Raw genomic sequence first — 13,664 nt, forward strand, 5'->3', positions numbered from 1 at the left:
AGACTAGTTACCCTGTGGGAGGGGAGAGTAGTATGCAAGCGGTTATAACCATCGCTATCGTTCTCGTATTTGCAAGCTTTGGTGTTGCCCTTGCCTACGCCATCGGTGCCAGTGCAGTCATCACATATTATCTAACGGATAGCGCTCGCTTTCTTATAGTTGCACCGCAGCGCATCTTCTCACAATTAGATTCCTTTACTATCATGGCCATGCCGCTGTTCATTTTGGCGGGTGAATTTATGAATCGATCAGGCGCAACAAAGTCTCTTATCGATTTTTCGTTGTTGTTTCTGGGTCGCCTACGGGGAGGCCTTGGTCACGTTAATATCATGACATCTGTCTTTTTTGCCGGTATCAGCGGATCAGCGGTGGCCGATGTCGCAGCACTCTCGAATACATTTGTGCCTCAAATGGAAAAAAGAGGATATGACAGAGAATATGCAGGTGCCATAACGGCAGCCTCTTCTGTTATTGGGCCTATCATCCCTCCGTCCATTATCCTGATCCTTTACGGCGCTATCATGTCAACGGATGTCGCCGCCTTGTTCGCCGCAGGTATTATACCAGGCTTGCTTTTGGCGACCGGCCTGTTTGTGACCAACTGGATCATAGCTAAAAAAGAAAACCATCCAGGTGGTAGCAAAGAAGATATTCCGCCACTTTGGCCTACCCTAAAAAGATCGCTACCCGCTCTATCCCTGCCTATTGTAATCCTTGGAGGCATTGTTTTTGGTGTCATGACCCCAATTGAAGCAGGAGCACTGGCGTGCCTTGCTGGAGCTGTCCTTGGGTTTGCCTTTGGGGAAATGAACGTTGCATCCGCAAAAGAAGGGATCGAGAAAACTGCCCTGCTTACCGGCTCTATTTTTGCGATCATGGCCGCAGCTTCCGTGCTCAGCTATCTGATTTCCCTACATCAGGTACCAGTTATGATTGCGAACCTAGTCAGCTCCATTCACCTTGAAGGTGTCTGGTATATTCTCCTCATCACGGCGACCTTCCTTATCCTCGGTATGGGTTTTGACTTTATGCTGGCGCTTACAATCGTTGCGCCGTTGTTGGTGCCTGTTGCAGTTGCACAAGGTTTTCACCCTGTAATGCTAGGCATGCTCATATGCCTGAACCTCGCTATCGGCCTCATAACGCCTCCGCTGGGCGGCGCTGTCATGATGGTGTCAACTATCACAGGTCAGGGCTATTGGTCCCTCTGTAAACGGGTAATGCCCTTCGTTGTTGCGGAGCTAATCATACTGCTATTGATTGCCCTTATTCCTGAACTGTCCCTCTATTTACCAAGAAAGCTGGGGTTACTATGAAACGCCGGTCCTTTTTAAAACATGCTGCTTCACTCGCCGTAGTATCAGGCTTTAGTGCTACCGGTCTCAAAGCCCTTACAATAGACAATGATGTGAAGTTTGGATTCTCGAGCCCTGCAAGCCTTGAGAATAATGGTGTTTATGTTTGGCTTGACGCCTGCGCTCAGGTTTTGCGTGAAAATGGATTTGGAACCCGAATGTACCCAAACAGTGGCCTCGGCGGTGAAATGGAACGCCTATACCAAACACAACTTGGCCTAATGGAGCTGAATGTAACGAGCGGTGATTCCATTGGTCGGTGGTCTCCCCTGCTATATGCTGGTGCGCGTCCTTTCTTAATTGAAACCTATGAGCACATGGACCGGTTGCTGACAGAGACACCATACCTGAAAGCGATGTCGGAGGAGCTTGCACCTCATGACATTGAGATTGTTGATATCGTCTATACAGGATCAATGGTTGGTCTATTTACCCGCGGACTTCCAGTTAGAACCCTCGCTGACCTCAGAAATCTGCGACTTAGAGTTTTAAGTGCCGCTGACATGGACCTGCTTCACGCATGGGACGTGCGGGGTGTACAAGTCGCATGGGAAGAAGTGGCACAAGCCCTTCAGACAGGTATGGTTGACGCTTATCTCAACCCACCAAATATTGCTCCCATGTATGGGCACGGCGCTGTATTGGACTATTTCACAGACCTCGGGATGGGACCTGCAGTTCGGATACTTATCGTCTCTAAAAAATGGCTAAACAGTCTGTCATCAGAGCAGCTTGCAGTTTTTAAACAGGCGAAAACCGCTGGGCGAAAAGCGAACCGGGCATGGAACAAAAATGCCATAAAGCGAGATAGAGAACGCCTTGAGAAAACAGGTATTCAGTGGATTTCACTGACACACGCTGAGCGGGACGAATGGGTGGAAGCTTGCAGAAAAATCCCACCAAATAGGTGGGAAGTTAAGGAAAAAACGGTACAGTATCTAGAATGGGTCCAGCAAACCTCAGAGGTGCCGTCATGACCGCTTTTGTTTCCATTCTGACCACCATGTCTGTGCTCGGGAACAAAGTCTGCAAAACGGTCGCCTCTGTCGGCATTCTCGTTATGCTGCTCTGCATCCTTTACCAGATTGCAGCCCGCTATATTTTCAATGAGCCGCCAGCATGGCCTGAGGAGCTGGCGCGCTATGCTATGATTTGGGCGGGATTCACCGGCGCAACCGTTGCATTCAAAGCAAAAACAGACCCAACGCTCTTCAATGCCGAAAACTTGATCAATCCACATATTCGGAAGTTATCAAAAGCATTGGAAGCTATCGCTGTTTTTGCTTTCTGGGTACCTGTCCTTCTTGCTATGCCAAAATTTATTGAACTACAAAGCACCCGCGCAAGCGAGGCTCTTGAGATACCAAATGTTTACATTATGCTGATCATGCCCGTTTGTGTTTTGATTATCCTTCTGCACCTTAGTGTAAGGCTGCTTGGAGGCTCGGATAAAAGTAATTAACTGCGTCAGCATTCTACATCATACATAATCACAGCCTCTCCCGGCTATAATTGACAAGTCTAGCCTCCCTCGCCTTTGACCAAGACAAGGTCATCCCCACGACCATCAAGCGCTCAGGGTCCATGCAGCTCCATAACTAAGACCCGACACATGATCTCACCCGGGTCAATTCTCGGTGAAAACACCGGGTCACTTCTCAGCGGAAATCAATAATGCATGACAAAGCAATTTCCATTTTCGGATTGTCTGGGACGTAGAGGGCAATTCCTGATTTAGACGTCGTAGAAATGTCTCTCAACTTGGACAGCGGACACGCACTGCCTGGCGTGTTCAAGTGCCGACGTGGCGACAACCTGATTGTCACCGAATCTTCGTTTATGGGATGGGGGTTAGTGCGCGCTAAGCGCTCTTTACGTCATCCGAGTATGGCGACAAAAGATTTGTCGATGGACACCTTAGTATTAGTGCCCATTGCTCATTCGTCTAAGGGTGACTGCAGGCAGCTAACATAATCCGACAAAGTTTTCCGGCAACCTTAACTTCATGCATAACAGCACGTTGTGAAGCTGTGTATTACGGCTTTATCAATTCAGAATATGTTATCAGAATCGTATTTTTAGACCAACAAAATCAGTTGGTTACCGATCGGCCAAATATAGAAAAATGCCCCATCGTTGGCGGAATTTCTACCTTCTTGCCCTCGTATGCAATTTTTTAGAGTTAGTACCATTAGTGCGATATTGATGGTATTGAAGTATTAGTAGATATGCGAGATGCTGTCGCCATGAAAATAGGAGACTTGAAAGAACCGATCGAGTTTGCAAGGCGCAGCGATGTTGATGATCTGCTGTATAAGAAGCTTCAAAGACAGCAATGGGAAGATCTTCTTTCAGGAGTTCCAGAGAAAATCTTCAATGCTGTAAAAAAATACGAACGTCAATTGCTCTGCACAATGGAATGTTTTTTACAAATTACAGACCGGCAGTTGGTGGCGAGTAACTTGGCGCGGCGGGAAAACCAGCAAACTATAAAGTTGATGATAGGCGCTGTTTTTCACAACGCATTTTCACTAAGAACCACATCTAGCCAGCATTTTTATACCACCCTAATTCTGAATTTAACGAAGCACACCTCGTACATTGGAGATTGTGGTTTAAGGAGCTCTACAAAAGGTCCAGCCACAGAGATTGCGTACTGGTCGGATAGATTTTCAGAACAAGACCTTAATCCCGAGAATGTCAGGGTTTGGCGGGGTTGGATCACTACTCCGATGCAAAAACGCTCGAGAATTTATTGGCCGTTATACTCTGTTTATCAGGTGTTTGGTGCCGATTTCACCGAGTCTCTATATCGAACCCTAGATGAATACCATACTGGTCGAGCAATCGGGCGACTAATGCCAGACAGGTTTTTCTTTAAAGCCCTTATTGAGGAAGCTGGCGATTCGTGTGCAAAGAGATTTTTGGACCCGGTGTTTTCAACAACGTTTTTCCACAAGTTGCTAATTCGGTTTCTGGAAGAAGGATACCGTAACGGGTCCGGGGCTAAGTACAGCACTCTAGCTAATGCATGGCGGAACAAATTTGTTTATTTCGCTGAAAATTACCTTATTGCATCGGGGTTATTTGCTCCGCCAATCGGCGGAATACCCAAGCCCATCGGTGGGAGAGTACAGGGCAGCCAAACTAATATCTCACGCTGTCAGAATGGTGTGGAGATCAAAACCAAACTTCTCTGCGACGTGCCGCTTCAGGTCTCGGATAGCCAGGCAATTGAAATCTTATTCAGGCAAATCGGACGCGATTTAGCGCTGGTGCGGACCTGGGCGGAAAACAGTATCCGTAATACGTGGCTTAAGTATCTGGCAAGAGCGCGTAATGAAAAAATTGGAATACCGGTGCCTTTTCCTGGCGAAGCCTTGGAAGATCAATCTCAGTCAAAAAAATGGCTTTGTTCTCCACAAAACCCCGAACGCTTGGTTAACGCAGCGGCGACTTTTGCTCGTCACGGGTACCGGGTACAGGGAGATACGAACCTGTCATCAATCTATGGCAGCCCGAATAAGGGCGTGGCCAGAGCACTGGGCATGCCATGTACTGGCGTCCTCCATCCATTTTGTATCCTATTGGTTCTAAACCACCCCATCATCACACAGGCTTTTCTAGAGCATCTTGTTATGTTTGATGACCACGGCCGCCGGATTGGGTTACGCGAGACAGACGGCGGACTTTATCTTGTTGGCTACAAGGCGCGAAGTGGTCCTATGCGGGCAGAACAAGCCGTCCTGTTGACGGGCTTCACCAAACAGTTGGTAGATCAGATTCTGGTGCTGACGGAGCCTCTTCGAGGATACTTGAGAAGCATTGGAAATCCCAATTGGAAGTTCCTGTTGCTGACCTCGGGAAAAGGCTTTGGCATTCCAAAAAAGTGGACGTACCGGGGAGATGCCCTCGGTACGATTACTCTTCAGCGCCAGAAGGCAGAATATCTAGCAGCCGGGATTTCGCAAGCAGATGTCGATCGATTGATTGGTCGGGTGACACTGACATCCGTACGGGCCACAGCCGCTGTTGAGGTATACCTGAAGACTCACAGTGCCCATGAAATGGCCATGGCCTTGGGGCATAAAGAATATTCCCCTCGACTACTCTCACATTATCTTCCGAGCTCTATCCGCGACTTCTTTCAGGAACGATGGATACGCATTTTTCAGACGGGAATTATTGTCCAAGCGATGCAAGGAAGCCACCTTTTGTTGGAAGCCACTGGGTTTCTGTCAATGGCTGAAATCCACGAATTTCTTAACAACAACTTTCTGCGGATAGGTGACGAGATAAATGTTGAAGCAATCCGAGAAGATTCTCAAAACGAGGTAATTTTCCACGTTAATAAGAACATTCTCTCTTTTCTCGTGGCTTTGATCGAAGCTACGTCAAATTCCCTCCGTCCAGTTGGAGCTAAAGCAAAATACTGGTCCGAGATAGCAAAACATTTATGCCGCTATATCAGTTCTGAGGCATGTCTCAATCACGAAATAAAACAAATGCTCACGGCGGCCCAGAATTCTTCGGCCTCCATCGAGATTGGAGACCTGATTTATGAATGACGGCCTCAAGTTTTATCGAGAGTTGGCCAGACTTAAAGAGGGCTTGGTCAAGCTATCCTCATATCCGAATGAATCAACCTGGCTAAAGTCACCCTTTGAAAGTGACATTTGGTTGGGCAGTTTTGCCAGATCCCAAAATATTCAAGTCAACTTTTCTGTAGCGCTTGATGACGGCAGTCTACTTACCGATAAAAAAAACACTGAATTTTTAACAGTGATCAAAGCTTGGCTATGTATGCAGGACAAGCCAACACCCCGAACCGGCATAATTCCACAGTCCGGCCATCTTTATAGCCGGGTAACAACTTGCTTTGTCTTGATTGACTATTTTCTCCTTCGATCAAAGAGATTCAGGCTCGGAGAATTCGGTTTTGCGTTGGTCACCGAAAACGACTTAGACATGCTGTTCAAGTGTCTGGCGTCCAGCAGTCATATGTCGATGTCAGTTTACGAGTGGCCAGCGAGGTTGAAAACCTTCCTCGATGAAGCCTCGTCAAGTCTAGATATTGACGCAATTCTTCAACAAGAGCCCAGGTTGACGGATTTTAGCATTCAGGACCCCAATTTTCTTGGAGTCGCCGACCCCAAAACAATTTTGCGATATCGAGCATTCTTGTGGAAAGCGGGCTATTACCGACGGATCACCACCCACGCACAGCACCGCTCTTTTGCCTATGCACCAGACACAAAAGCTATCGCCGCCTTGCTTTACCCAGATACGTTACGAGGTGTTTCACCCAAGTTGGTTCCTCCCGAGTTAAAATTTATACCAGTCTTGAGCTCCAAGCGTGAGAAGCCTGCGGTACCTGTGAGGTTTAACAAGATGGCAAACATGAACAGACGGGAGATGTCCTCTTACGCCTCCGTCCTCAGCTATGCAGGATCCCTACATGCACTTGAGGCGAACTTCCCAGTAGCAACGCTCCAACCATTGGATAGGATTGTGGGACGGGCTGCGAAAGGCGCTCGCCAAATACAGAGATTTACCACCCTGCCGGCACGAGCAGTCCTTGGGGCTCTCCAGGGCGCGATTGAATTCTATCTGCAGTATGGGGAAGGCATCGTCTCCACATATCTCGCCATTATAGAAAAATGTGAGGAGGAACCGGCGAACAAAAATGAGATCCTATACGGCGCCCGGTTTTCAGAACTGATTTGTCCAAGCTTGAGCAGTCTGAAAATACTGGCGTGGGATGTCGCCTACTCCCCGGAGCCGCCAATAGGAGGTCAGATACGCCCCACGATCAGTGATCATAAACTCTATTACGAACAGGTTCGACGCGGTGTCAGCTTTTGGCATCTTCTAATGACACTATACGGATGTGCGATCGTCACAGTGGGGGCTCTAATGGCCCGGCGTGTGTCAGAAATCATGACGTTGCCCTGTCTAGAGTGTATCGACTTGAAGGGGCGATATTTACTATTCGGCAACGCCAAATCAGGCAGTCATGGCATCCGCCAAAAGGAGGCCCGGCCAATCCCTGAAATTGCTGTCCGGATGATACGAACCATGCAGAGGCTCCAAATAGGCCTCAAAGCGGCCAAGTCTCTTCAGGGCTACACGTATCTTTTTGCGTTGCCACACCGTACCGATTTGACTCTGACAAAAAACGCAAACCCAAGCCCAGACAGGGCACTGGACATATTTTGCGATTACTTTGAAATTGAGGCAGACCAGCAAGGCAGAAGGTATTACTTCCGACTTCATCAGCTACGTCGTTTTTTTGCTATGGCGTTTTTCTGGGGTGGGGCACCCGGCGGCTCTGATACCTTACGGTGGTTTCTGGGGCATACGGACATACGCCACCTTTATCACTACATCACAGAGTCTACCCCAGGCAGCGTCCTGAATTCTGTTAAAGCCAGCATTTCTTCAGAATTGGTCAGGCGGGACGACAAGTCTGCCCACGAACTCGCGGTACTGTGCGAAAAGCACTTTGGATCTCGCAATTTTACTGTTCTGACAGATGGGGACCTTGAGGAATACCTTGAGGAACTGGTTGCTTCTGGTGACGTCACCGTCGAGCCAAACTTCTTTAGCGAAAATGGTGAAGAACGATATCAACTGATCATTGTAGTGAAGGAAAAAAGAAATGACACCTCAGCCGAGGCAGACTGAAGGAGCGGGCGCGGAGTTGGTGCTTGCCCGCGGAAAACTGTTACAAGCAATAATCAACCAGCCGGGCTCGTTTAAACATGATGTGACCCTTCAGGCGGCTCTGATGTCGCAAGGTGCCTTTGCCAAATTCACTAGTGCTGACCACCAAATCCGGCGCACCTCTCTAAATACACTTAAAGCTCATGCAAGAGCTGTTTGGGTGGGAGGGTATGCTGATTTTGACCGATTGCGGCGCCATGCTCTTGCCACCCTGTCTATAAGAGAAGCGGTAAAGCCAAACCATGGACCAGTCAGGCAGGAAACCATAGGGACTCTAAAACGAAAATTGTTGGCGGTAAGATCAGAAAATCAGGACCTAAGGGATGAAGTTCTGTTGCTGACTTTTGCTTTAAAGCGCGCGCTGCATCTTTGGCAAGGATACGCCGCACGGCTTGCAAGCGACGCTGATAAGGCTAGGTGCCGTAAGGAGTATAACGAGATTTTGGCTTGTTTTAGCCATGCTTTGACACCTGAAAAAGCCTTGGAGACTTTGGGCAGTGTTAGCGATTTCTAAGCTGTATTACACAGCCTCGGAGGGGTTTCGGTTACCACAGAGTTGTTCCACTGTTGGCTCGATAATTTATGCCGATGCATCGAAAGTAACGAGTCTCTACTGGCCTAATGGAAGACTTTGTCTCGAAGCCTCAATGTTCTTGCTGGAATTATTCGAAAGCAATCTCTCCATCCGTGGCAGAGGGGGTTCAATACTAGTCTATGCCTCCCAAATTTCCCACCTTGTCAGATACTGTTACAGAAATAACATCGGTTTTTTGGATCTTACCGATAACGCCTTTAGTCAGTTTGTCAGAGGGCTAAATGTCGCGGAAAACAAAGCTCGGACACGTGCAGCAAGAACTATTGTTGCAATTGGTGAGATTACATTGAGGTTTCTCAGTTTTGTGGGGCACTTGCATGGTCAAGAAAATTTTGTTGGGCCCGGTGGTACTATTCGAACTGTATGGTCTAGCGATCAGTTTGCGTCACGTCACTATGCTCCACAACAACCATTTGCCTCCCATCCAATATTCTCGCATCGCTCTCTGCCAAGACCCAGCCCAGTAAAACGGGGCATGCCAATCTCCAGTGCTGATGTACAGCGGTTGCGTGCGGCAGTAATAGAGCACAGTGCTTCGGGGTTCTTACGAATGCGCCGACAAGTGACGATGCTGCTACTGGAGGTAACAGGAGGGCGCATTTCCGAGGTGGTGCTGCTGAATGTCGACCATATAAAGGAGGCAATTAAACTGGCGCGACCAATGTTACCTTTTCCGACGTTAAAAAGGGGGGGCAACAACGCTGTGCTTAGACGCATTCCGGTAGCACTCCCGGATTTACTGTTCATTGATGAATATATTCGTGTTCACCGTCGGAGAATTATTCGACGGACAGTAGGCGTTGGTGCGGATCATGGATACTTATTGGTCGCAGAACGAGGTGGCAGACCGTTGTCAGGTGGCTTTATCGGCACTGAAATGTCTAGGCTTCGCAGTTTGGCTGGCCTTGAGGGAAAAGCACATTGCCATATGTTTCGGCACCGATTTATCACAAAACTATTTAAGCAGTTGATTGAGATTCACAAATTCGAGAACCCTGACGCCTTTCGTCAGGCCTTGTTCAATTTGGAAGGCGTAAGGGCGCAGGTTATGGAGTGGACTGGCCACCGTTCACTTTCTGGTTTTTCAAATTATATCCACTTGGCATTCGAGGAACATGCGGCGCTTGCCAAATCAGTAGCGCAGTTTCAAGATTTTCAGTTGACGAGATCGATAGGAGACACTCTTACCAGAATGGCATCAGACCTTGAGGCTGGTGCCGATCCCGTTGCAGTAGCTCGTTTAATGCAAGAAATTGCTCGGATGGTTGGTCCAGATATGGACTGAAATTCCAGCTTTTTCGTCTAACTAACCTCAGTTGTGGCTCTCGAAGATGCATGGCAGAGTATTTCAAGAATTTTCCATGCACTGTCTTCGTCTATCATGGCTATGGACTGATTAAGTGCCAAAGCAATAGGATCTCTCTCATCAATGGCCCTATCGAAGTTTTTAACTTTTCTACGGGTCATTTGATAGTTCAGGTTCATGCAATCCGATATACGGTGGACGTTATTATTGTGCATATCGCAAATCTTAGAAATTATTGCGATCTTCAGGTCAGCCCCCTTTTTGGCCATGAGTTTCTCCTCTCCCCAAGTCCATGCCATTTTGGATCGGGGTTGCTTGTTTTACAAAAATATGGGAAACTCAAAGCCGACTTGGGTAGAGTTCCCCGTTAGGTGAATCTATTCAAAGCCCGGACACAGTTGGCCCTGTGCCGGGCTTTTACTTTTAGCGGCCCTCCTCGCTGCTCACCGCGTTCTCCTGTTTTCTATACCAGAGGAAAGGCTTTCCGTGTTTAACTCGCCCGACCAGCTTTCGTTTATATAGCCTGGACAAGTTCATGTAAGTGGCTTCCCCTGACATGTTTAACCCCTGCTGTTGCAACGCTTCGCTGACCTCGTTTCTATCGATTGCGTCCTCCACTGAATCTGGAAGTGTAGCGAGTATCATCTGAGCCTTGCTGCGCTTTCGAGGCGCTCTGACTGGGTTCGACTCTAATCGGATGGTAATTGCTGCGTCGCTGCCAGAATTCGACTGCGCTCTGCAGATTATGAGCTCTATTGCATCAAGCCCCTTTTCAAGATCTGCTCTGGCGGCCTTGGTTTTCTCAATTTTAGACTTAAGCTCCTCAAGCTCTTGGACATCGGCGGCTTCTATCGCCTGAAGCTCACGGATTTTGACTTTGAATTCCTCTCGCACCGCCAGCACGGTCGACTCAATAATTCGGGCCATATCAACTCACCAATGAAAAGAGTGGTGTAAAGCCAAGCATAGTTTGCACTGGATGGCAAGTGTGTGTGTTTGCATAAAAGTGCGAACTTTAGTGGCGGTAGGTGTTGTGGCGATAGTTACATAGTGTATTGTTTTTATTTATAAAATTGCGTTTTCTTATAGGTGCCATTGATGCTCATGTTGGGGTGAGATCAGGTTATTTTAAAAAACCTTATACAGGTGTGGCGATGTTGTGAGGTTTTGTAGTCAGCGGGTTTTCCGTGAGTTGGGGGTGTTGTGTTGGTGGTTATGGGGTGGGTGCATGCGGTTTTATTCGCAGTCGGTTGAGATTCTTTGCGGATGCTTATGCAAAGAATAGCATCACGCTCTTAATCAGGGGAGCCGAACACAAGCCAAACTGAAGCTATTGTGAATCGCTTCTGTCGAGACAGGTTATGTTCACGAAGTATGTTGCTTAACCAGATTGCTGCGTCTGACCGATTTTCTGGTGGTAGGGTTGAGATGGAGGCCGAAGCTTACAGCTCACCGGGTTGCCAATCCAGCACGTCAGACATTGAAAAGGTGCTTACCTTGGTGAGGAGTAGGGCAACAGAAAAGGGGAAAGATAGTGTTTTGGCCCCGCATTATGCAGATATTCTTTATGGCGATGGTGGGACGCCGGAAAGTTCACCCACCTTCTATGGCGCAGTGATCTGTCAAGCGTTTTTCACGGCATCGGCGATATCACACCGGTAAACCGTACAACCCTGCCAAAAGAGGGTAAGCGGCCAAACGTAGATCACCGTTGATAGCGACAAGCTCAAACGGCTTCTGTCTGAAAAGTTCAGGGTGGGGTAGAAACGTGTAGTCGCAAGCGCCGGCAGCACTTCCTGTGGCAATGACAGCCAGCGCGAATACACAGGCGATAGATAGAAGTATCATGGACGCTTCCACAGTAAGGCAATCATCAAAACATCGATCGTCGCTATCATGCAAGGTGCTGACAATCCATTTAATTGAATCACCGGGCAGGTAAGGGCTGATACTCGCGATAAAGCATGACAGCGCCTGGTGAGGAAATCCATGTCGAGCCAATGCAAGCAGGTCATTCCCACTTCCTGCCCCGCGGCCCAAAATACCAAACCCACCTAATAGGTCAGCGATATGCTCAACGCACTTCGGATGCTCGCGCTCCACTTGCTTAAGGATGAACTTAATTTGTCCCGCGGTGTTCATTCTTTTCACCTTCCATCCTTAAGAGGCTACCTACTCTATTCGGCGGGTGCCTTGGTATTCGGAGTTGGCTCTGCATCACCAGCAATATCGTGGAACAGCATGGTTGCGACCGCGCGACGAGTTTCAGCAGGCATATTGCTTGCGCGCACCAGATCTATTCCTGCACTAAAGACTGCATTGATCGCCATCAATCCTCTTGACCCGTCGGCTTTCACAAAATCGAAGGCCACCTGGACGATTTGAGAACGGAGGGCAAGGCCTGTTGATGCAGCAATGGGAGCTTCAGCCATTCGCGATATCCTTTGAGGGAGGTTGCGTCATAAAAGTCGATTGATAGAACTCGGCTACGTGCCGTTGAAGCGCTTTGGTCTCTTTTTTTGTCGCCGTGTTTTGGATATGCCGAACAAGGATCAGAATGAGAACGAACGGAAGCGTAACCACGAACGCATAGAGCGATATAGCAAGGAGCGCTAAAAACAACATTGCGACTATGAAGAGGCCCATACCACCAAAGCCAAAGAATGAGCCGGTAAAGGCTCTCAGTATTCCGACAAGCCACTGTATGATCACGATGATACTGTCAGAAATGATCTGTAAAACGCGAAGAACTTTTGGGGGGCGGTACAAAGAGGACAGAAATTCATGAAGAGATGCGTTTTCGGTGACAATCAGGTTGTCGCAACGTCGGCACTTGAACACGCCAGGCAATGCGTGCCCACTGTCCAAAATTAGCGACATTTCTACGACGTCTACATCAGGAACTGCCCTCAACGTCCCAGACAATCCGAAAATGGAAATTGCTTTGTCATGCATGGTTGCGTGTTTCTCAACTCAAATGGCTGGGCTTTTCTCGCTCCATACCATGTCGGCAAGATTTTCGATACTATAGTATCGAATCATTAAGTAAATTTGATACTATAATCTCTGGCTCATGTCCACGACGCCACGCATCTTGCCGTAATGGACAATCTCAAGAGAACGATAGGGCAGAGAGTAAAACTGCTCCGGTCTGCACGTCACCTTAGCCAAGAGCAACTTGCTGAGGAAATCGGTCGTGGGATCAGCAGCATCTCCAAGCTGGAGCGAGGTATCATGATGCCAGGTATCGACACCTTGGTACTGCTTGCTGGAGCGCTAAATTGTTCACTTGACGATTTTGTCCGCCCCCTTGAGGACACAGCGATGAAAGCGAAAGGCCGTGGCGAGCGCGCCCATCTCGATCAGGAAGCTTGGGCTGTGCTGGCGAATTTGGATAATGTGGAGCTGAAAGCAGTGATCTCCACAGCCAGAGCCATTTCGGACCTACACAAAAGCCGATCCTAGGCGGCGTCCGTTCTCGGCCCCCCTTGCTATAAACGCCTATAAAGAGTGCGGCCAGCTGTAGCTGAGCAATAAAGTGTCATACTGAATTGAAAATACGGTGCCTTATTTAGGCATCCCATCTTTTCCATAAAGGAACTTGTCTGCGTTAGCTGCATTGGTTTGGCCTTCTGAACTCGTAGCAAAAGCACGCTCTGCTTTTGTCATCTTGCTCAATTCA

Annotated in this window: 13 protein-coding genes; 8 read left to right on the top strand and 5 right to left on the bottom strand. The window is 48.3% G+C overall.

Going from position 1 to position 13,664, the window contains the following annotated elements:
- The first annotated feature begins 32 nt into the window (after positions 1 to 32).
- The 7 genes from ACOOGA_RS09680 (at position 33) to ACOOGA_RS09710 (ending at position 9,961) form a co-directional block, all read left to right on the top strand.
- On the top strand, positions 33 to 1,316 hold the full coding sequence (locus tag ACOOGA_RS09680) for a TRAP transporter large permease (protein ID WP_417459348.1): 1,284 nt from the start codon (positions 33 to 35) through the stop codon (positions 1,314 to 1,316).
- 92 nt (positions 1,317 to 1,408) lie between these two features.
- On the top strand, positions 1,409 to 2,332 hold the full coding sequence (locus tag ACOOGA_RS09685; protein ID WP_420428542.1) for a TRAP transporter substrate-binding protein: 924 nt from the start codon (positions 1,409 to 1,411) through the stop codon (positions 2,330 to 2,332).
- Positions 2,329 to 2,817 (top strand): TRAP transporter small permease, encoded by a 489-nt coding sequence (locus tag ACOOGA_RS09690; RefSeq protein ID WP_417459346.1) that lies wholly within the window; start codon positions 2,329 to 2,331, stop codon positions 2,815 to 2,817. The genes ACOOGA_RS09685 and ACOOGA_RS09690 overlap by 4 nt, the downstream gene beginning before the upstream one ends.
- Positions 2,818 to 3,601: 784 nt before the next feature.
- The gene (locus ACOOGA_RS09695; protein WP_420428544.1) at positions 3,602 to 5,923 is read left to right on the top strand and encodes a hypothetical protein; all 2,322 of its coding nucleotides are present in this window, start codon (positions 3,602 to 3,604) and stop codon (positions 5,921 to 5,923) included.
- Positions 5,916 to 8,042 (top strand): hypothetical protein, encoded by a 2,127-nt coding sequence (locus ACOOGA_RS09700; RefSeq protein WP_420428546.1) that lies wholly within the window; start codon positions 5,916 to 5,918, stop codon positions 8,040 to 8,042. The genes ACOOGA_RS09695 and ACOOGA_RS09700 overlap by 8 nt, the downstream gene beginning before the upstream one ends.
- Positions 8,017 to 8,595 (top strand): hypothetical protein, encoded by a 579-nt coding sequence (locus ACOOGA_RS09705; protein ID WP_420428548.1) that lies wholly within the window; start codon positions 8,017 to 8,019, stop codon positions 8,593 to 8,595. The genes ACOOGA_RS09700 and ACOOGA_RS09705 overlap by 26 nt, the downstream gene beginning before the upstream one ends.
- A 133-nt stretch (positions 8,596 to 8,728) precedes the next feature.
- The gene (locus tag ACOOGA_RS09710; RefSeq protein ID WP_420428550.1) at positions 8,729 to 9,961 is read left to right on the top strand and encodes a tyrosine-type recombinase/integrase; all 1,233 of its coding nucleotides are present in this window, start codon (positions 8,729 to 8,731) and stop codon (positions 9,959 to 9,961) included.
- 17 nt (positions 9,962 to 9,978) lie between these two features.
- Here ACOOGA_RS09710 and ACOOGA_RS09715 read toward each other — a convergent pair whose 3' ends face one another.
- The 5 genes from ACOOGA_RS09715 to ACOOGA_RS09735 form a co-directional block, all read right to left on the bottom strand.
- The gene (locus ACOOGA_RS09715) at positions 9,979 to 10,281 is read right to left on the bottom strand and encodes a hypothetical protein (RefSeq protein WP_420428552.1); all 303 of its coding nucleotides are present in this window, start codon (positions 10,279 to 10,281) and stop codon (positions 9,979 to 9,981) included.
- A gap of 124 nt (positions 10,282 to 10,405) precedes the next feature.
- A complete protein-coding gene (locus tag ACOOGA_RS09720) occupies positions 10,406 to 10,909 on the bottom strand; it encodes a hypothetical protein (RefSeq protein ID WP_420428554.1) in 504 nt (167 codons plus the stop codon).
- A 723-nt stretch (positions 10,910 to 11,632) separates the two neighbouring features.
- Positions 11,633 to 12,124 carry a hypothetical protein gene (locus ACOOGA_RS09725; protein ID WP_420428555.1) on the bottom strand — a complete coding sequence of 164 codons (492 nt, stop codon included), beginning with the start codon at positions 12,122 to 12,124 and terminating at the stop codon, positions 11,633 to 11,635.
- 35 nt (positions 12,125 to 12,159) lie between these two features.
- Positions 12,160 to 12,414 carry a hypothetical protein gene (locus tag ACOOGA_RS09730; protein ID WP_417462602.1) on the bottom strand — a complete coding sequence of 85 codons (255 nt, stop codon included), beginning with the start codon at positions 12,412 to 12,414 and terminating at the stop codon, positions 12,160 to 12,162.
- Positions 12,407 to 12,937 (bottom strand): hypothetical protein, encoded by a 531-nt coding sequence (locus tag ACOOGA_RS09735; protein WP_420428556.1) that lies wholly within the window; start codon positions 12,935 to 12,937, stop codon positions 12,407 to 12,409. Before ACOOGA_RS09735 ends, ACOOGA_RS09730 begins: the two co-directional genes overlap by 8 nt.
- Before the next feature lie 147 nt (positions 12,938 to 13,084).
- Here ACOOGA_RS09735 and ACOOGA_RS09740 point away from each other — a divergent pair, with 147 nt between their 5' ends.
- Positions 13,085 to 13,447, top strand: coding sequence for a helix-turn-helix domain-containing protein (locus tag ACOOGA_RS09740; protein WP_420428558.1), 363 nt, complete (start codon positions 13,085 to 13,087; stop codon positions 13,445 to 13,447).
- The last annotated feature ends 217 nt before the right edge of the window (positions 13,448 to 13,664 follow it).

The sequence above is a fragment of the Kordiimonas sp. genome, from assembly GCF_965216265.1.
In the GTDB taxonomy this organism is placed as follows: domain Bacteria; phylum Pseudomonadota; class Alphaproteobacteria; order Sphingomonadales; family Kordiimonadaceae; genus Kordiimonas.

What these genes read in the sequence shown, in the direction of transcription:
- ACOOGA_RS09695 (WP_420428544.1), top strand. Translation starts at nt 3,602, where the DNA reads ATGAAAATAGGAGACTTGAAAGAACCGATCGAGTTTGCAAGGCGCAGC.
- ACOOGA_RS09740 (WP_420428558.1), top strand. Translation starts at nt 13,085, where the DNA reads ATGGACAATCTCAAGAGAACGATAGGGCAGAGAGTAAAACTGCTCCGG.
- ACOOGA_RS09735 (WP_420428556.1), bottom strand. Translation starts at nt 12,937, where the DNA reads ATGCATGACAAAGCAATTTCCATTTTCGGATTGTCTGGGACGTTGAGG.
- ACOOGA_RS09720 (WP_420428554.1), bottom strand. Translation starts at nt 10,909, where the DNA reads ATGGCCCGAATTATTGAGTCGACCGTGCTGGCGGTGCGAGAGGAATTC.
- ACOOGA_RS09705 (WP_420428548.1), top strand. Translation starts at nt 8,017, where the DNA reads ATGACACCTCAGCCGAGGCAGACTGAAGGAGCGGGCGCGGAGTTGGTG.
- ACOOGA_RS09680 (WP_417459348.1), top strand. Translation starts at nt 33, where the DNA reads ATGCAAGCGGTTATAACCATCGCTATCGTTCTCGTATTTGCAAGCTTT.
- ACOOGA_RS09690 (WP_417459346.1), top strand. Translation starts at nt 2,329, where the DNA reads ATGACCGCTTTTGTTTCCATTCTGACCACCATGTCTGTGCTCGGGAAC.
- ACOOGA_RS09710 (WP_420428550.1), top strand. Translation starts at nt 8,729, where the DNA reads ATGTTCTTGCTGGAATTATTCGAAAGCAATCTCTCCATCCGTGGCAGA.
- ACOOGA_RS09715 (WP_420428552.1), bottom strand. Translation starts at nt 10,281, where the DNA reads ATGGCATGGACTTGGGGAGAGGAGAAACTCATGGCCAAAAAGGGGGCT.
- ACOOGA_RS09700 (WP_420428546.1), top strand. Translation starts at nt 5,916, where the DNA reads ATGAATGACGGCCTCAAGTTTTATCGAGAGTTGGCCAGACTTAAAGAG.
- ACOOGA_RS09725 (WP_420428555.1), bottom strand. Translation starts at nt 12,124, where the DNA reads ATGAACACCGCGGGACAAATTAAGTTCATCCTTAAGCAAGTGGAGCGC.
- ACOOGA_RS09730 (WP_417462602.1), bottom strand. Translation starts at nt 12,414, where the DNA reads ATGGCTGAAGCTCCCATTGCTGCATCAACAGGCCTTGCCCTCCGTTCT.